Origin of the sequence: Streptomyces sp. NPDC007929, assembly GCF_042959065.1 — a bacterium.
Lineage (GTDB): Bacteria > Actinomycetota > Actinomycetes > Streptomycetales > Streptomycetaceae > Streptomyces.
This window is the reverse complement of record NZ_JBIBKD010000005.1, coordinates 459,628-477,670: the sequence shown is the minus strand read 5'-3', so window position 1 is coordinate 477,670 and position 18,043 is coordinate 459,628. Positions and strand designations below refer to the sequence as shown.

Here is an 18,043-nt window from a genome sequence, read left to right as displayed (position 1 = left end):
GACCTTTGTCGACACGAGCACTCTTTTTTGTTTCCGAGGATTCTCGGATCTCCTTAGGGTGATCATTTCGGCGACTACGGGTCCGCAAGGTGCGGGCCCTGAGTACTGCCCTCAAGGGAGATTCATATGGCTACCGGTACCGTGAAGTGGTTCAACTCGGAAAAGGGCTTCGGCTTCATCGAGCAGGAGGGTGGCGGCCCGGACGTCTTCGCCCACTACTCGAACATCGCCACCTCTGGCTTCCGTGAGCTCCAGGAAGGCCAGAAGGTCACCTTCGACGTCACGCAGGGCCAGAAGGGCCCGCAGGCCGAGAACATCGTTCCCGCCTGACGCGTACGCGTATGCCCTGAACCGGGGCCCGCACCCTCGCGGTGCGGGCCTCGGCTCGTTTTGTCGCAATCCGGCTCAACTCTTGCGAATCCCGCGGCTCTTGCTCTGCCGTCGCGCATTCCTCGACGCGTGCCGCATCGAGGAAGGTTCCTTCATGGACCGCACAGCTCGCAGGAGCAACGGCTCCCCCCACTCCCGCGGCAACGGCTTCCGCGGCCGTAAGCCGGGCGGCGCAGGCGCCGCCTCCCGTCCCGCAGGCGGCGGCCGCGGCGGGCGCCGCCCCGCGCCCAGCCGGGAGTTCGCCCCGCCGGTCACCGTCACCCCGGCACTGCCGGCCGTCGAGACGTTCGACGCACTCGACCTGCCCGAGCGGATGCTGGCCGCACTGCGCGCCGAAGGCCTGACCGCCCCGTTCCCGATCCAGGCGGCGACTCTGCCGAACTCCCTGGCCGGCCGGGACGTGCTCGGCCGTGGCCGCACCGGCTCCGGCAAGACCCTCGCCTTCGGCCTCGCCCTGCTGGCCCGTGTCGACGGACGGCGCGCCGAGGCCCGCCAGCCGCTCGCCCTGGTCCTCACGCCGACCCGTGAGCTGGCCCAGCAGGTCACCCACGCCCTCACCCCGTACGCCCAGGCGCTGCGGCTGCGGATCGCCACGGTGGTCGGCGGCCTGCCGATCGGCCGGCAGGCGAACGCGCTGCGCACCGGCGCCGAGGTGGTCGTCGCGACGCCCGGGCGGCTCAAGGACCTCATAGACCGAGGCGACTGCCGTCTGGACCAGGTCGACATCACCGTCCTCGACGAGGCCGACCAGATGACCGACATGGGCTTCATGCCGCAGGTCACCGCCCTGCTCGACCAGGTGCGCCCCGGCGGGCAGCGGATGCTGTTCTCCGCCACCCTGGACCGCAACGTCGACCGCCTGGTCCGCACCTACCTGCACGACCCGGTGGTGCACTCCGTCGACCCGTCCGCGGGCGCGGTCACCACGATGGAGCACCACCTGCTGCACGTGGAGGACGACGACAAGCACGCCACCACGACCCGGATCGCCGCCCGCGACGGACGCGTGATCATGTTCCTGGACACCAAGCACGCCGCCGACCGGCTGGCCAAGAAGCTGCTCGCCGTCGGTGTGCGCGCCATGGCCCTGCACGGCGGCAAGTCCCAGTCGCAGCGCACCAGGACCCTGGCCCGTTTCAAGGACGGCGAGGTCTCGGTGCTGGTGGCCACCAACGTCGCCGCCCGCGGCATCCACGTCGACAATCTCGACCTCGTCGTCAACGTCGACCCGCCCGGCGACCACAAGGACTACCTGCACCGCGGCGGCCGTACCGCGCGGGCTGGGGAGTCCGGCACCGTCGTCACGCTGGTCCTGCCGCACCAGCGCCGCGAGATGACCCGGCTGATGTCCGACGCCGGGATCACCCCGCAGGTCACCCGGGTCCGCTCGGACGAGGACGACCTCAGCCGCATCACCGGGGCGCGGGAGCCGTCGGGTGTGCCCGTCGTCCTCACCCCGCCGCCCGCCCAGAAGCCCCCGGCGCGCACGGGTTCCGCCTCCAACGGACGGCGCGGCAGGCCGTCCCGGGGCCGCCGCCGCTGAACCGGCCCCCGGGCCCAACGCGCCCGGCGCCGGCCGCAGCACCGTGCTCTCCCCGTTCGAGGGCCTGCTGCGGCTGTCCCGGGACGAGCCGGGGCTGCGGGCGGTGGGGCTGATCGGCACAAGGCCACTCAGGGTGCGCGGAAGCCTGACATGTGACGCCCCCGGCGCCGCGGCCGGAGGGCGGCCGTGGTGCAGGGGGCGTCGAGGGTGTACGCGGGTCATCCATGTCGTCCGGTGTTCAGGGCCGGACGACGCGCCGGATGGAGGGCGGGAGGCGCGGGATCAGTCGCCCGCCACCTCCGTGACCCTCCACCGCTGGTTGGATCCGGAGTTCGGCTGCCAGACGCCCACGGAGGCGCCGTCGTTCGTGGACTGACCGCCGACATCCGGGAGCTGCCCGGTCGCCGCGTTGACGAACGTCCATGAACCGTCCCCGGTCGAGGAGGCGATCCACTGCGTGGCGGCGTCGCGGCGGCCCTCGTCGGGCTCGGCGACCAGGGATCCGTCACGGATGGCCAGGCGCTTGTCCGTGCCGGTCTCGGTGAGGACGTAGCGCTTGCGGTTGTCCTCGCCGCGGATCTGCTCCACCCGCCACTGCTGCCCGCTGGGGTCGGTCGTGTTCGGGGTCCTGATGACCAGGCCGGTGCCGTTGCCGGCGATGGTGAGGTCCTTGCCGCTCTGGACGCCGGTCAGGCGGTAGGTGTGGCCCTTGCGCAGCTCGGCCGCGTCCTTCGCGACCCCCGAGACGCCCTTGACCAGGAAGGACGTCACCGACTGGGCGGGCACGGCGATCGTGGCCTGCTTGCCGCTGACACGGACCGGCTTCTGCTTCTCCAGCTTGCCGTCGGCGCTGGTCACCACCGGGGTGACGGTGGCGCGGGACGAGACCCGGCCGAACTTGGAGAGGTCGAGGGTGACGTCACGCGCCCCGGCCGTGCTGTTGACGTGGACGACGGTCGCCGCGTCGCCCTTGCGGGAGACCGCCGCGGTGCTGGACGTGTCGTCCGTCTTGATCAGCCGGTCGCCGGGCTTGATGTAGTGGGTGAAGTTGCGGGCCGTGTCGAACTTCGTGTTGGTGTAGATCGGGCAGGACTTCAGGGTGTCCTTCGCGGTGCAGCTGAAGGGGAGCTGGATCTCGCCCCAGTTGCCGCCCTTGGCGGACTCGCCGCCCGGCTTCATGTTGTCGTAGTCCTCGACGGGCTGCCAGAACACCCAGGCCTTGGGCTCCAGTTCACGCAGGTCGTCCACCATGCGCTGGGCCAGGCCCAGGCCGGGCCGCATGTCCGTGAAACTCTGGCCGTCGCCCCAGTCGCCCTCGACCTCGCTCATCCACAGCGGCTTGTCGGCCGCCTTGGCCAGGTCGCGGACGGTGGTGCGCTGGCCGGTGCCGTAGGTGTGGACGTTCATCTGGCCGACGAGGTCACGGACCTCCTGCGGGTAGGAGTTCCAGTTCGTGGCGAACGTGCCGGGGTTGGTCTCGTCCATCGCGGATATCTCCGCGTCCGACCGGGACTTCCTCAGGACCGGGGCCAGGGCGCGGATCACCTTCTGCTGGAGTTCGGGGCCGATGTGGGCGCCCTCCTGGCGTCCGCCGGTCGGCTCGCCGTCCTCGCCCAGCTTCGTACCCCAGTAGTTGGTGTTGGGTTCGTTGAACGGGTCGAGGGTGTCGACCTTGATGCCGTGCGCCTTCTCCAGGCGCTCGGTCGCGCCCACCAGGTACTTGGCGAAGTCGTCGACCGACCCCGGCTTCAGCTGGTCCTTGCCCGCGTCGAAGTTGCCGGAGACGTAGCCGCTCTCGGTCATGAACCAGGGCGGGGAGTTGCTGAAGGTCTCCCAGTGGGTGATGTCCTTCTTGATGCGGTCGACCCACCAGCGCTGCGTCTTGTCGGCCTTCTTGTTCCAGTCGGCGGGGTCGTCCGCGTCCCACCAGTCGACGTCCTCGCGGGTGGTCCCGGCCGGGGCCTTCCACCAGCCCTCGACCGCGCCACCGGCCCGCAGGTAGTCCTTGGCGTCCGGGGCGTTGCCGCCGCCGATGTTGTAGCGGGCGATGTTCAGGTTGAGGCCGTCGTCACCGAAGAGGAGCTTGTAGAGCTTCTCGCGGATCGCCGGCGGGTAGTCGCCGGTGGCGTTGGCGAACCAGACCAGGCTGGTGCCCCAGCCCTCGAACCTGTCCCCCGAGTACGAGGGGTCCGGCCGGACGGTGACCCCGGCGGCCGCGGCCTGGGCCGGTTCGGCGTGCGCGGCGGGCAGGGTGGTGGTGGCCAGGAGGGTTCCGGTCGCCACGGCGGTGACGCCGATGGCCCCGAGGAGCCTTCTCTTGCGGGTGCGGTGTGCCATCTCGAGTACTCCAGGGCTCTGGTGCGGTGTGGCGCCTTCTCGTACGATTTCCGCTGTTTTCTGCTAGGCAATGTTTACGTAAACATCCACTGGCGGGATGTCTACACTGTCCGAATCTCAGGGGTCAAGGACTCGTTCCGGACCGAAAATTGCGCCAGGTGCGCGGCGAGGGGAACGAGGGGCAGGTGGCACCGTGAACGGCGAGATCCAGCCAGGAGGCGCGAGCCGTACGAGACGGCGTGCGGCCCGGCCCCGCCAGGGCGCGTCCATGGCGGACGTCGCCCAGCTCGCCGGGGTCTCCTCCCAGACCGTCTCCCGCGTCTCGAACGGGTTCCCCGGCGTCACCGAGGACACCCGCGCACAGGTCCTGGCGGCCATGCGGGAGCTGGGCTACCGCCCCAACAGCGCGGCCCGGGCGCTGCGCCGGGGCGAGTTCCGCACCCTAGGCGTGATCACCTTCTCCCTGTCCACCATGGGCAACATCCGCACCCTGGAGGCCATCGCCAACTCCGCCGCCGAGCACGGGTACGCCGTCACGCTGCTGCCCGTGGCCGTCCCCACCCAGGACGAGGTGAACGGCGCCTTCTCCCGGCTGGGCGAGCTCGCCGTGGACGCCGTCATCGTCATCATGGAGATACACCTGCTCGACGCTGCGACGGTCTCCCTCCCGCCCGGCGTGCAGGTCGTCGTGGCCGATTCCGACGCCGGCGACCGCTACACCGTCGTCGACACCGACCAGGCGGGCGGCGCCCGGGACGCCGTACGGCACCTGCTGGACCTCGGCCACGACACGGTCTGGCACCTGGCCGGGCCGGAGGGCTCCTTCGCCGCCCAGCGCCGTGCCAACGCCTGGTACGCCACCCTCACCGAGGCGGGCCGGGTGACGCCGCCCCTGGTCCGGGGCGACTGGTCGGCCGAGTCCGGCTACCGGGCGGGCCTCCAACTGGCCGACGACCCCGAGTGCACGGCGGTGTTCACGGCCAACGACCAGATGGCCCTCGGCCTGCTCCGGGCCCTGCACGAACGCGGCCTGCGCGTCCCCGACGACGTCAGTGTCATCGGCTTCGACGACATCCCCGAGTCGGCGTCCTTCCTCCCGCCCCTGACCACCATCCACCAGGACTTCGCGGAGGTGGGGCGGTTGTGCGTGGAGGGGGTGCTCAGCAAGATGCGGGAGGACGGGGCGGAACACGGGACGACGCTGGTGCCCACGCGGTTGGTGCGGCGGGCGAGTACGGGAGCGCGGCGGGGGCGGGGCTAGGCCACGATCTAGCTGTATTGACCTGATGCGTTGTTGACGCGGCTAAGGCTCGTCAGGCGCCGGTTCGCTTCGGCCTCATCCGGCGGGAGGGGTGAACTCGGGCTGGTCGAGGACGCGCAGCCAGCTTCCGTCTGGTTGGCGCCTGACCACCTGCGCGCGGGCACCCGCCCCGTCCTTGGGCGGGGTCGACGTCAGGGCGATGTCGCCGCTGACCAGGGTCGGTAGCGGCGCTTCCGGCTCGAAGCGGGGGCGGTCGGCCAGGACCTTCTCCCAGAGCGCGCGGATCGCTTCGCGGCCCACCGTGCGCCGGCCGGGCGGGTATGCGAGGACCGCGTTCTCCTCGTAGAGCGCGGCGACTCCGGCCGCGTCACCGGCGTTTGAGCGTTCGACGAACAGACGGGTGATGTCCTCGGGGCGCATGGCCTTCTCGTACTCCGGCACGGAGTCCTCCTTACCTCGGTGTTCCTCGGTACCTCCAGCCTCACCGTGCGGTGATCAGAAGTCCAACAGATGGATCTGATCGAAACTAGAATCTGAAGTCATGGAACTAAGGCAGCTGGAGTACTTCATCGCGGTCGCCGAGGAGCGGAACTTCACCCGGGCCGCCGAGCGGGTGCACATCAGCCAGTCCGGAGTCAGCGCCCAGATCCGCCAGTTGGAGCGTGAGCTCGGAGCCGAGCTCTTCGACCGGGCCGCACGCACCGTGACGCTCACCGCCGCGGGCAGGGCGGCGCTCGACCACGCCCGTGCGACGCTCGCCGCGGCAGGGGCGGTCGGACAGGCGGTGGGTGAGGTGACCGGCCTGATCCGGGGCAGGCTCGTGGTCGGGATGGTCATCGGCTGCACCGTCACACCCCTGTTCGACGCTCTCGCCGCGTTCCACCGGGCCCATCCGGGGGTGGAGATCGCCCTGCTGGAGGAAAACTCGGACCGGCTCATCGAAGCGGTGCGCCTCGGCACGCTCGATGTGGCCCTCGTCGGGACGGCTGCCGTCCCCGAAGGGCTGGAGGCCCTGACGATCATCAGCGAGCGGCTCGTCGTGGTGGTTCCGGACGGTCACCCGCTGGCGTCGAGGCGGCGGGTGGTGCTGCGGGACGTCGCCGCCCATCCGATCGTGTGCATGCCCCCAGGCACCGGCCTGCGTACCGTTTTCGACGGTGCCTGCGCCGCGCGGGATCTGCGGCCCCGGATCGCGTTGCAGGCCGGGGCCGCGGACGCCGTCGTGGACCTCGCGGCCCGCGGGCTCGGCGTGGCCGTCCTCAGCGAGTCGATGGCGTCGGGCCGGAGCGACCGGGTCGTAGTCCGCACCATCGACGACGTCGAGACACCGGCGCTGCTCGCCCTGGTCTGGCGGAGTGGGCGGAGCCCTTCGGTACGTGAGTTGCTCAGGCACTGCGAGCGGGCATTCAACGTCTGACACCGCACGTCCATGCCGGCCGACGGTGAACTCCCCCCAGACTCCTACGGCCGTCTCTCCGCTCTCGGCGTCACCATGCTCAGTCGCTCCGGCTGCCGTGACGTCCACCGGCCGGGTCCGCACTCGGGGCGCAGCACCCAGATCACACCGGCGAGGACATCCGTGACGACACCGAGCCGGTCATTGGCCTCGTCACGGACCAAGTCACCGACCCAGGGGCTCCTCGTGCCGGTCATCCGCGCAACTCCCCGTGCAGCTCCGCCCACACCCGTTTGCCCCACGGCAGCCGGTCGGTCCCCAGTCCTTCGCCAGCGCACCCACAAGCGCCAGGCCACGCCCGTTCTCGGCTCCCTCACGCGGCTCCCGCACCTCCGGTAACCGTCTGCACTCGTCGACGACGCCGATGCGCACCCGCACCATCTCGGGACGACTGACCGCCACTCGGATGGAACGACTGCGCGCGTGCTGAACAGCGTTGGATACCAACTCGGAAACGATCAGCACGCCGTCGTCCGCAAGGTCGTCCAGACTCCAGGCGGCCAGCGCGATGCGTACCAGGCGCCGGGCCGTGCCGACGCTCTCGGGCATGCGCGGAAGGGTCTCGCTGTAGCCGGGACAGCCAGTGGAACGCGAGCGCTTCGCAGGGTGCGGCATGTCGGTCTGCTCTCTCGGATCGGCCGAGCCCCGGGCCCGATTCGCGCGGTCTCCGGGGCACTGACCGTCATGTAAGCGGCATACCCATGACGCTGACAGGGGCGCAACGTCCCACTTTTTTAACGCTATTCGGCGATTCCCAGGAACTCCGCCAACGGGCGCAGTCCCGGCGGATGGTGGGGGAGCGCCCACAAGTCGCGCACGATGGCCATGGCCAATGTGTGGTGCTGCATCCACGTCGGCGCGACTCGGCGCAGCGACTCCAAGGTCTTCACCGCCCCGGCTGCGTCCCCCGTGTCCGTATGGGCCCTGGCCACGTCCAGAAGCAGCCAGGTCCGCCAGGACGGTGGGGTGTCCTTGCTCAGGCGCATGCCCTTGGCCAGCGCCAGGGCGTCGTGAGGACGGCCGTACTGGACGGCCAGCCGGACGCGCTCGATGCGGACCGACGACGGGCTGAAGACGCTGACCATGCGGTGGTCGCCGCTGTCGGGCAGCTTCACGACTCGCGCGGCTTCCTTCTCCGCCGTCTCCATCATGGATGCCGCACGCTCGTAGTCGCCGCTTCTGGCGGCTGACGTGGCGGCGCTCATGGTCAGCGCTCCCCACACCTTCAGGCCGTCGGCCGTCTCGGCGTCCGCGATGTCGGCAGCGGCCCGTACCGCGATGCCCAGCGCGTCCTCAAGGCGCCCCTGCCGCTGATAGGTCCACGCCGTGGAGTTGACGATCATCGGCACGAGCAGCGGTTCGCAGGACTGTTCCGCGGCCTGTATGGCTCGCTCCAGGCTCGTCAGGGCGAGGTCGGTCTTGCCCATCCGTACGGCGACGTGTCCGGCCAGCTGAAGTGCCTTGCCGAGAGCGGCGTAACCGGCCCGGCGGTCCTCGTCCCTTGTCGACGAAGTTACGGTACGCGCATCCGAGATCAAGTCGGGCAGCGCCTTCATCACAGTGTCGAACTCGGCCGCGTGGTACTGCGTCCAGCCGTCCGCGATCTGTTCACGCAACCGCTCCAGCGAGAAGTCCGGCCCTGGCGGCTCCGGGTCCGGCCCCCAGAGCACGGGCATGATGGCACGGCGTACGGCGACGAAGCGTGGCCCGTCGTTCTCACCAGAGGCGGAGACCGCGGGCGGGTCGCCCAAGAGCGTGGTGAGTTCCACGCCCAGACCATTGGCCAGCGCGTGCAGCGTAGGGAGGCGTGCCGAGTGCTTGCGTCCTTGCTCCAGTTGACGGATCACATCGACGGACACGCCGGAGCGTTCCGCGAGTTCCTCCTGCGTCAAAGAGGCCAGACGGCGCAGGCGGCGCAGGGTCCGTCCCAGGTCTTCGTTTGCCACGGTGCCACGGTACGCCGCCCTAGGGTGGGGCACCTGGCGACGCTGTGACGGATCAAGCAACTGCCCTGCCTTGCAAGGCAGTCGGAGAGGACCTCCCCCATGCCCGAGCTCTACCCCGCCGGCATCGAGCCGTACGCGCACGGCATGCTCGACGTCGGCGACGGCAACCGCGTGTACTGGGAGGCCTGTGGCAACCCCGCCGGCAAGCCCGCCCTGGTGCTGCACGGCGGTCCGGGGTCGGGGGCGGGGCCGTTCTGGCGGCGGCTGTTCGACCCGGCGGCGTACCGCATCGTGCTCCTCGACCAGCGCGGGTGCGGGCGGAGCACGCCCGACGCCGCCGATCCGCGGACCTCGCTCGCCGCCAACACCACGCACCATCTGATCGCCGACGCCGAGCGGTTGCGGCGGCACCTCGGCATCGCGGAGTGGCTGGTCCTCGGCGGCTCCTGGGGCGTGACCCTCGCGCTGGCCTACGCCGAGCGGCACCCAGGGTCGGTGTCCGAGCTGGTGTTGTTCAGCGTCACCAGCACCACGCGGCGCGAGGTGGAGTGGGTCACCCGGGACATGGGGCGGATCTTCCCCGAGGAGTGGGCCCGGTTCCGGGACGCCGTACCGGAGTCAGAGCGCGACGGGAGCCTGGTCGACGCCTACGCCCGGATGCTCGCCGACCCCGATCCGGCGGTACGGGAGCGGGCCGCGCGGGAGTGGTGCCGATGGGAGGACGTGCACGTCTCCACCGACCCGGGCCACCGGCCCGACCCCCGCTACGACGACCCGCTCTTCCGGATGCGCTTCGCCCGCCTCGTCACGCACTACTGGCGGCACACCGCCTTCCTGGACGACGGTGCGCTGCTGCGCGACGCCGGGAAGCTGAACGGCATCCCGGGCGTGATGATCCACGGCCGGATGGACATCAGCGGGCCCGTGGACATCGCGTGGCAACTGGCCCAGGTCTGGCACGACGCGGAACTCGTCCTGATCGGCGACGAGGGACACGGGCTGTCGGGAACCTCCACGACAGCGGCGCTACTGGCGGCGACGGATGGGTTCCGGGGGGTGTGAGGGACGCGCCGAAGCGGGGGCGTGGAGACATAAGGCCGTAGCCACGCAAAAGCCCTGCCAGACGCAGATACGGAGCCCGATCGCGGTCAGCCGTCAGCAGCCGCCCGGCGTTCGCCCCGCCCCGCACGTCTTCAGGCTGCACCACCTCCGCCGCCCGCTCTCGTCGAGGAACAGCCACCCGCAGTCGGGGCCGGGGCAGGTGCGGACGGTGAAGCGGCGGGGGTCGGTGAGCAGTTCGCCCACCGGGCGGGCCACCGCGTGGAGGGGCAGTCGCAGGCCCGCCGAGGGGGAGGGGCGCCAGCGGGCCAGGCCGTCCACGCCCCGGGTGAGGACCGAGCCCCTCGCGGCCTCCTCCACCACACGGGCGACCGCCTTGAAGGCCCGGCCGTCCTGCGGGTCGGTCAGGCAGGCGTACAGGTCGCTGCGGAACCGCCGGGCCTCGTCGAGAGCGGCGGCGGCCTCCTCCGGCCGGTGCAGGGCCTGTTCGCGCAGCCGGGCGGTCTGCCGCTCCTCGATCAGGTCGAGGTGCCCGGCCCATACGGCGAGGCTGGCGTAGCCGGGCAGCCACTCCGACCCGGGCCGCGGCTCCCCGCCCCAGCCGGCGTAGGTGTTGCAGAACTCCAGTGCGGGGTGCCCGCTCGTGGTCCAGGGCAGCCACTGGTCGTCGACCCGGACCGCGTAGACGGGCCCGGGCGGCCGGTCCAGCCGGGGGTCGCCGCTCAGCATCCGCTCGTGCAGCTCGCGCAGTTCCCGGCCCGGTTCGACACCGAGTTCGTCCGAGAGGAGCGCCCGGGTGTACCCGTACAACTGGAGCGCTTCGGCCCGGCGGCCCGTGCGGTGCAGGGCGGTCATCCGGGCGGCGACGAGGCGTTCGCGGGTCGGGTGCTCCTGGAGCGGCGCGGCCAGGTCCGCCACGACCCGCTCGTGCAGACCCATGTCGAGCTGGGCGGATGCCCGTTGTTCCACGGCCGACAGCCGCAGTTCGGCGAGCCGGCCGCCCAGGCGTGCGCGCAGCCGGTCGTCGGCGACGTCCGCGAGCAGCGGGCCGTGCCAGAGGGCGAGGGCACGGTCGTAGTGGCCGATCCGCTCCACCGGGTCACGCGCGTCGGCCGCCTGCCCGACGAGCCGGGTGAACTCCTGGGCGTCGATCCGGTGCGGGCCCTGTGCCACGGCGTAGCCGTCGTGCCGGGTCTCGACGGACACCCCGCAGGGCCGGAGCGCTGCGCGGAGCCGGCCGACGTACGTGTGGACGGTGGCGCGGGCCGAGGCGGGCGGGTCGTCGTCCCAAAGGAGGTCGATGAGGCGGCCGGTGGGAACGGCCTGGCCGGCGTGCAGCAGCAGGACCGCCAGCAGGCACCGCTCCTGACGGCGGCTGCCGAGCAGCACGGACCGCCCCTCGTGACGGGCGGCGAACGGACCGAGCAGCTGAAAATCCATGACTGCCCGGCAGCGTAGCGGTGCGGTCGCCGCCCGGCCGGGGGCGTGGTGAGGCTTTGGTCAGACTCGACGGAGAACCTTCGGCGCACCTTCCATGTCGTTCCACCGATCCCTCGAGGAGACCCATGCGCCACCGAACCCTCCTGGCCCCCCTGGCCCTTACGGCCGCGCTCCTGGGCACGCACCCGGCCTCCGCCGCGAACGCAGCTGCCCCGCAACCGGTTTCCGCCGATGCCCGGTCGGACGCCCAGGGCTGGGAGCCCGCGCCCTCCGCGCCGTGGGACGTCGGCGCCGGTGTGCGGTGCGACTTCCCCGTGCACGGCGAGCCCGTCGTCGACGAGGTCGAGCAGCGCGTGCTGAGCACCCACCCCGACGGCACGGCACGGTGGGTGGCGTACCGGGGAGATCTCGTCATACGCGTCACGAACACCGACACCGGCGCTTCCCATGACGCCGACGCGAGCGGCTCGGCCCTCGTCGAGTACCGCGACGACGGCTCGCAGTTCTGGGCGGTGCACGGCCCGGTGCTGGTCGGCCTCGCGACGGGCAATCTGCCACGCGGCCTGTACATCATCGACGGCGCCTACACGATGGACATCGGCACCGACGGCTCCAAGAACATAGCCCTCACCCACGCGACCACCGACGACCTCTGCGCCCGCATCGACTGAGCCGTCCGCCCCGCATCGCGGTCGAGCGCGTCGACAACGACCTACCCGCGCGGCCCGGCCCCGGACAAGCACAGTTCGCCGCAGACATCTTGACCCCCTCTCGCCGCACCCCGTACAACTTGCTGTCGGTGGAAAACGCTTACTGAAACGCTTACTGCCGCCGGGATACGGCGTGAGAGGGGTTCGTGCGATGAGTGGTCCAGCACAGCAGTGGCCGACGTCCCGGCGGACCGTGCTCAAGGGGGCTGCCGCGGGGGCCGGAACGGTCGCCGTCGGGGGTCCGGCGCACGCGGTCGGGGGTGATCGGCCGGAGAGCCTCACCGCGCGGCTCGGCGGTACGTCCGTCAGCCTGGCGATCGTCGGTGGCGCCCTGCGCTGGTCCGTTCGCCGTGGCGGCAGGACGGTGATCGGCGACTCGGGGCTCGGGCTCCGGCTCGGTGACGGCACGGTTCTTGGCAACGATGTCAGAGCGGTCGGGCACCGGCACCGTACTCACCGCGCCACCTGGACCCCGGTCTACGGCCGCAACGCGACGGTCACCGACCACTACCAGGAGCAGCGCTGGGATCTGAGGGACCGGGCCACCGGGATCCGGTTCCGGGTGGAGGTCCGCGCCTACAAGACCGGCGTCGCCCTGCGCTACGTCCTGCTCGACCGGGGCACCGTCACCATCGCGGACGAGCTCACGACGTTCGTGTTCCCCCACGGCACCACCGTCTACAGCGCCCGTGACGAGGACGCCTACGAGCCGGTCGCGCCGGGTGCCGTGCCGGTCAGCGGCGCCGCGGGCACCGACAACGGCCCCCTCACCGACCTGCCCCTGACCGCCACGCTGCCGGACGGCCTCATCGCCTGCGTCTGCGAGTCGGCACGGGTGAACTACCCCCGGATGATGCTCGGTTCGGTGCCCGGCGAGACCGACGCCCTGTCCGCCTTCCTGATGGAGCACACCGCTCGCGGTACCGGCCCGGTGGAGACCACCACGACCGTGACCACGCCCTTCGCCACCCCGTGGCGCGCCGTGGTGATCGGCTCCAGTCACTCCGAACTCGTCGACAACGCCGAACTGGTCCTCAACCTCGCCCCGCCCGCCGCCCTGGCCGACACGTCCTGGATCAAGCCCGGCAAGGTCTTCCGCTGCGAACTCAGCACCGCCGCCGGCCTCCAGGGCGTCGACTTCGCCGTGGCGCGGGGCCTGCAGTACATCGAGTACGACGCCGGCTGGTACGGCCCGGAGTTCACCACCCCGGACGCCACGCGGCCCATCGCCGCCATCGACCTGCCGTCGGTCATCTCGTACGCCACGAGCCAGGGCGTCGGCGTCTTCCTCTACGTCAACCGGCTCGCGCTGACCGACGCGGACTCCCTGTTCGGCCTGTACAAGAGCTGGGGCGTGCAGGGGATCAAGCTCGGGTTCATCAACGACGGGACCCAGTCGATGACCGACCAGATCATCGGCTGGGCGAGGACGGCCGCCGCGTACGAGCTGCTGATCGACATGCACGACGACGTCCGGCCGTTCGGCTACGAGCGGACGTACCCGAACTGGATCAGCCTGGAGGGCGTGCGCGGCAACGAGCAGTTCCCGACCGCCACCCACAACGTGACGCTGCCCTTCGCCCGCAACATCGGCGGCCCGATGGACTACACGATCTGCTACGGCCAGTCCCGCGACAAGACGACCAACGCCCACCAGATGGCGATGGCCGCCGTGTACTACCAGCCCCTCAACTTCTGCTTCTGGTACGACAAGCCGTCCAAGTACAGCAACCCCGCCAACTGGCCCGGCCTGCCCTGGTTCAACGCCGTCCCGGTCACCTGGGACGAGAGTCGCACCCTGGCCGGCTCGATCGGCGAGTACGTCGCGGTCGCCCGGCGCAGCGGCTCCGACTGGTACCTCGGCGCGATGACGAACGAGTCGTCGAGGACCCTGTCCCTGCCGCTGTCCTTCCTCGGCGGCGGCACCTACACGGCGACGGTCTACGCCGACGGCACCCCGGGCGCCAATCCGTACCAGACCCCGGTCGTGGTGAGCACCAGGACCGTCACACGTGACGACAGCCTCGACATGGCGATGGCCCCGGCGGGTGGACAGGCGGTCGTACTGAAGCCGGGCTGAGCCCCTTGGGGGGGTTTCCCCGACAGGGGGTGGGGGGTTACCCCCTGGGGCCGGGTCCGCCGGTCGGTGGACGGCAGGTTCAACCGAGTGCCTCTGTCCGGCAACTGCCCAGTTCAGCAACGCTTTTGGGCATGAACTCATTGACTGTGCGCATGGCGCGCTGGAGTGCGCGGCACCCCTGGCAGGCGATCGTCGGCTGGCTGGTGTTCGTGGTGCTGTGTCTGGGGGCCGGCGGTGCCGTCGGCACGAACAGTGCGACGACGGCGGACTACCGGGTCGGAGAGGCCGGGCGTGCCGAGGCCCTCGCCGCCGAGGCCCATCTGGAGCGCAGGGCCGCCGAGCAGGTGCTGATCTCCTCCCGTTCGGGCGGCGCCCTCGACCAGGACGCCGCCCGGGCCGCCGCGGAGGATCTCACCGACCGGATGCGGCGACTGCCCGACGTGGCGGGCGTGGCCGACCCGTCGCTGTCGAAGGACCGCCGGACCCTGATGGTCGAGGTGGCGCTGAAGGGCGAGGAGCGGGACGCCAAGGACAAGGTCGACACGCTCCAGGCGCAGACCGCGGCGGTGCAGAAGGGCCACCCCGGGCTGCTGCTGGAGGAGACCGGAAGTCCCTCCGTCAGCAAGGGCGTCGACCAGCAGCGCAGTGACGACCTGGCGCTCTCCGAGGCGATCACCCTGCCCGTCACCCTGCTCACGCTGCTGGTGGTGTTCGGGTCGGTGACCATGGCCGGGGTGCCGTTGCTGCTGGCGCTGTCGTCGATCGCGGCGGCGATCGGGCTGGCCATGGTCGTCTCCCACGTGTCGCCCGACGCCGGGGTCGGCACGAACGTCATCCTGATGATCGGCCTCGCGGTCGGCGTCGACTACACGCTCTTCCATCTCAAGCGCGAGCGCGAGGAACGGGCCCGCTCCGGCGGCCGGTTGTCCTCCGAGGCGCTGGTGGAGCTGGCCGCGGCGACCTCGGGCCGGGCGGTCGTGGTCTCCGGGATGGCCGTGGTCGCCTCCACGTCGACGCTGTACCTGGCCTCCGACGTGATCTTCTCCTCCCTCGCGACCGGCACGATCGTGGTCGTACTGGTGGCGGTGGCGAGTTCGCTGACGGCCCTGCCCGCGCTGCTCGTGAAGCTCGGGCAGCGGGCGGAGCGCCGCGCGCGGCGGCAGGCCGAGCGTGGCAAGCCGGTCCGCCGGGCGCCCGGGGAGCGAGGCGGCGGCCGGGTGTGGGACGCCCTGCTGCGGCCCGCCGCCCGGCACCCCCTGGCCACCCTGTGCGTCTCGCTGCTCGCCCTGCTCTCCCTCGTCGTACCGCTGGCCGGACTGAAGATCACCGAGATGAGCCGGGACACCCACTCCCGGGAGATCCCCGCGATGCGGGTGTACGACCGGCTCAACGAGGCGTTTCCCGAGCGGCGGGTGACGCATCAGGTGGTGGTGCGCGCCGATGCCGCGCGAGCGGGGGAGGTCGTCGCCGCCCTGCGGAAGGTGGCCGGGCGGGCACAGGCCGACCCGCTGTTCACCGGCGCGTCGCGGCTGCGCACCTCGGCCGACGACCGCACCAGCACCCTGGAGCTGAAGGTGCCCTACCTCGGCAACTCCGAGGAGGCCCACGACTCCCTCGACCGGCTCCGGGACGACTTCCTGCCCGCGACCGTCGGCCGGATCGGCGGCGCCGAGTACGGCGTGAGCGGCGACGTCGCCCGCTACGCCGACTATCCCGCCCACCAGAACGGCAAACTGCCGCTGGTGCTGGGCGCGTTGCTGCTGGTGACGTTCGCGATGACCGTGTACGCCTTCCGTTCGGTGGTGCTCGGGCTGCTCGGGGTCGTGCTGAACCTGCTGTCCGCCGCCGCGGCGCTCGGGCTGCTGGTGCTGGTCTTCCAGGGGACCTGGGCCGAGGGGCTGCTGGACTTCGACTCCACCGGGTCGATCGGGTCGCGGGTGCCGCTGTTCCTGCTCGTGATCCTCTTCGGACTGTCGATGGACTACCAGGTGTTCGTGGTCAGCCGGATCAGGGAGGCGGCGCTCGCGGGCGTGCCCACGCGGCAGGCGGTGCTGGACGGCATCCGTTCCTCGGCGAGCGTGGTGACTAGTGCGGCGGTGGTGATGACGACGGTGTTCGCCAGTTTCGTCTTCCTGCACATCATCGAGATGAAGCAGATCGGATTCGTCCTGGCGGCGGCCGTGCTGATCGACGCGTTCGTGGTCCGGGTGATGATCCTGCCGGCGGCGATGCTGCTGCTGGGCGAGGCGAGCTGGTGGCCCTCGCGTGCGGTGCGGCGGGCGCTCGGCGCCCGCGGGGACCGGGCGCCCTCCCGCGCGGTGGCCGACGTACGTTGAGGGGTATGACCGCTCTCGCCGGGTCCACCGCCGACGCCTTCTGGCCCACCTCGCTGCGCCGCTGGAACGCGGTGTGCTGGCTGCTGTTCGCGCTGATGGCCGTCGGGCTCGTCGGCATGGAGCGGTCCGGCGGGAGCAAGTACGTGGCGCTCGCCCTGCTGGGTGCGATGGTGCTGTGCTACGCGATCCTGTACCGCTTTCCCGCCAACCCCGTCGTACGGCCGCACGTGTATCTCTCGGTGCTGGTCGTCGCGTTGGGCGGGCTGGCGTATCTGCGTGGCAACTACGCGGCGCTGTTCATGGTGACGTTGCCGCACTACTGGATGTTCGGGCGGACGCCGCGGGCCTCGATGGTGTTCCTGGGGCTCGCCACGGCCGCGACCCTGGCCGGGAACGTGGCGCGGCAGGACGGGTGGACGGTGGAGTTCTTCACCGAGATCCTCGTCTCGACGCTGATCGTCGTCGCCGTGGGTGTGCTGATCGGGCTGTGGACACACTCGGTGGTCGAGCAGAGCGCCGAACGGGCCCGGCTGATCAGCGAGTTGGAGGAGACCCAGACGGAGTTGTCCGAGGCGCAGCTGCGTCAGGGGGCGGCGGACGAGCGGGAGCGGATGGCCCGGGACATCCACGACACCCTCGCGCAGGGCTTCGCCTCGATCATCGTGCTCGCCGAGGCGGCCCGTGCGGGGCTGGAGGTGGATCCGGCGCGCAGCGCCCAGCAGTTGCGGTCGATCGAGTCCACCGCCCGGGAGAACCTCGCCGAGGCGCGGGAGCTGGTCGGATCGGTCCAGGGCCCGGGCCGGGCGGTGGCCGGTTCGGTCGCCGGGACCCTGCGCCGCACCCTGGACCGTTTCGCCGAGGACACCGGCCTGACCGTCGACGCGGAGCTGGAGGACCTGGAGTGCGACCAGCAGACCCGGATCGCGCTGCTGCGCTGCACGCAGGAGTCCCTGGCCAACGTACGCAAGCACGCCCGCGCCTCCACGGTGGGTGTGGTCCTGGCCCGGCAGCCGTACGGGGTGGAGCTGGAGATCACCGACGACGGGGCGGGGTTCCTGGTGGAGGAGTCGGCGGGCTTCGGCCTGGACGGGATGCGCAAACGCCTGGCGGAGCTGGGCGGGAAACTGACGGTGACGAGTTCGGTGGGGGACGGGACGCGGGTGCTGGCGCTGATACCGCAGACGGACACGCCAGGCCCGAGCAGCACGACCGGCAACGAGAACGGGGACCGGGCATGACGGACAGCGGGAGCCAGACCAACGGCGCGGGGGCGACCGAGGGCGGTGGCGGGGGCCGCGCTACGGGCATCACCGGCGGCACGGGCACGACCGGTGGCGCGGGCCTGACCGGCGGCGCGAGCAGGAGCGGCGGAGCGGGCACGACCGGCGGCGGGGGCAGGAGCCGCGCTGCGGGCATCACCGGCGGCACGGACAGGACCGGCGGCGCGAGCACGAGCGGCGGCGCGAGCACGAGCGGCGGCGCGGG

Annotated in this window: 14 protein-coding genes; 9 read left to right on the top strand and 5 right to left on the bottom strand. The window is 71.4% G+C overall.

The genetic code is table 11. The features are described from left to right. Positions 1-126 precede the first annotated feature (126 nt). Positions 127-330, top strand: a complete 204-nt coding sequence (locus tag ACFZDE_RS19605) for a cold-shock protein (RefSeq protein WP_003991681.1) — start codon at positions 127-129, stop codon at positions 328-330. A 154-nt stretch (positions 331-484) separates the two neighbouring features. Then, positions 485-1,933 carry a DEAD/DEAH box helicase gene (locus ACFZDE_RS19600; protein WP_391201056.1) on the top strand — a complete coding sequence of 483 codons (1,449 nt, stop codon included), beginning with the start codon at positions 485-487 and terminating at the stop codon, positions 1,931-1,933. A gap of 282 nt (positions 1,934-2,215) precedes the next feature. Here the strand turns inward: ACFZDE_RS19600 and ACFZDE_RS19595 are convergent, their stop codons facing one another. After that, the gene (locus tag ACFZDE_RS19595; RefSeq protein WP_391201054.1) at positions 2,216-4,270 is read right to left on the bottom strand and encodes a glycoside hydrolase; all 2,055 of its coding nucleotides are present in this window, start codon (positions 4,268-4,270) and stop codon (positions 2,216-2,218) included. Positions 4,271-4,538: 268 nt separating this feature from the next. On the opposite strand from ACFZDE_RS19595, the gene ACFZDE_RS19590 reads away from it, so the two are divergent. Then, positions 4,539-5,531: a substrate-binding domain-containing protein gene (locus ACFZDE_RS19590; protein ID WP_391201380.1), complete on the top strand. Its 993-nt coding sequence runs from the start codon at positions 4,539-4,541 to the stop codon at positions 5,529-5,531. A 75-nt stretch (positions 5,532-5,606) separates the two neighbouring features. Here ACFZDE_RS19590 and ACFZDE_RS19585 read toward each other — a convergent pair whose 3' ends face one another. Next, the gene (locus ACFZDE_RS19585) at positions 5,607-5,972 is read right to left on the bottom strand and encodes a nuclear transport factor 2 family protein (RefSeq protein WP_391201051.1); all 366 of its coding nucleotides are present in this window, start codon (positions 5,970-5,972) and stop codon (positions 5,607-5,609) included. 100 nt (positions 5,973-6,072) lie between these two features. Between ACFZDE_RS19585 and ACFZDE_RS19580 the strand changes: the two genes are divergently transcribed. Beyond that, the gene (locus tag ACFZDE_RS19580; protein WP_391201049.1) at positions 6,073-6,948 is read left to right on the top strand and encodes a LysR substrate-binding domain-containing protein; all 876 of its coding nucleotides are present in this window, start codon (positions 6,073-6,075) and stop codon (positions 6,946-6,948) included. A gap of 204 nt (positions 6,949-7,152) precedes the next feature. Here ACFZDE_RS19580 and ACFZDE_RS19575 read toward each other — a convergent pair whose 3' ends face one another. Both ACFZDE_RS19575 and ACFZDE_RS19570 read right to left on the bottom strand, forming a co-directional pair. Continuing rightward, on the bottom strand, positions 7,153-7,536 hold the full coding sequence (locus ACFZDE_RS19575; RefSeq protein ID WP_391201046.1) for an ATP-binding protein: 384 nt from the start codon (positions 7,534-7,536) through the stop codon (positions 7,153-7,155). Between the two features lie 191 nt (positions 7,537-7,727). After that, the gene (locus tag ACFZDE_RS19570; RefSeq protein WP_391201044.1) at positions 7,728-8,933 is read right to left on the bottom strand and encodes a helix-turn-helix domain-containing protein; all 1,206 of its coding nucleotides are present in this window, start codon (positions 8,931-8,933) and stop codon (positions 7,728-7,730) included. A 99-nt stretch (positions 8,934-9,032) separates the two neighbouring features. Between ACFZDE_RS19570 and pip the strand changes: the two genes are divergently transcribed. Continuing rightward, positions 9,033-9,995 (top strand): prolyl aminopeptidase, encoded by a 963-nt coding sequence (gene pip / locus ACFZDE_RS19565; protein WP_391201042.1) that lies wholly within the window; start codon positions 9,033-9,035, stop codon positions 9,993-9,995. A gap of 93 nt (positions 9,996-10,088) precedes the next feature. Here pip and ACFZDE_RS19560 read toward each other — a convergent pair whose 3' ends face one another. After that, entirely contained in the window at positions 10,089-11,432 is a 1,344-nt protein-coding gene (locus ACFZDE_RS19560; RefSeq protein WP_391201039.1) for a BTAD domain-containing putative transcriptional regulator, read from the bottom strand. Between the two features lie 125 nt (positions 11,433-11,557). Between ACFZDE_RS19560 and ACFZDE_RS19555 the strand changes: the two genes are divergently transcribed. The 4 genes from ACFZDE_RS19555 (at position 11,558) to ACFZDE_RS19540 (ending at position 17,796) form a co-directional block, all read left to right on the top strand. Continuing rightward, positions 11,558-12,103, top strand: coding sequence for a hypothetical protein (locus tag ACFZDE_RS19555; RefSeq protein WP_391201037.1), 546 nt, complete (start codon positions 11,558-11,560; stop codon positions 12,101-12,103). Positions 12,104-12,293: 190 nt separating this feature from the next. Continuing rightward, entirely contained in the window at positions 12,294-14,222 is a 1,929-nt protein-coding gene (locus ACFZDE_RS19550) for a glycoside hydrolase family 97 catalytic domain-containing protein (protein WP_391201035.1), read from the top strand. A 131-nt stretch (positions 14,223-14,353) separates the two neighbouring features. Continuing rightward, a complete protein-coding gene (locus tag ACFZDE_RS19545; RefSeq protein ID WP_391201032.1) occupies positions 14,354-16,558 on the top strand; it encodes an MMPL family transporter in 2,205 nt (734 codons plus the stop codon). A 5-nt stretch (positions 16,559-16,563) separates the two neighbouring features. Continuing rightward, a complete protein-coding gene (locus tag ACFZDE_RS19540) occupies positions 16,564-17,796 on the top strand; it encodes a histidine kinase (protein ID WP_391201030.1) in 1,233 nt (410 codons plus the stop codon). Positions 17,797-18,043 lie beyond the last annotated feature (247 nt).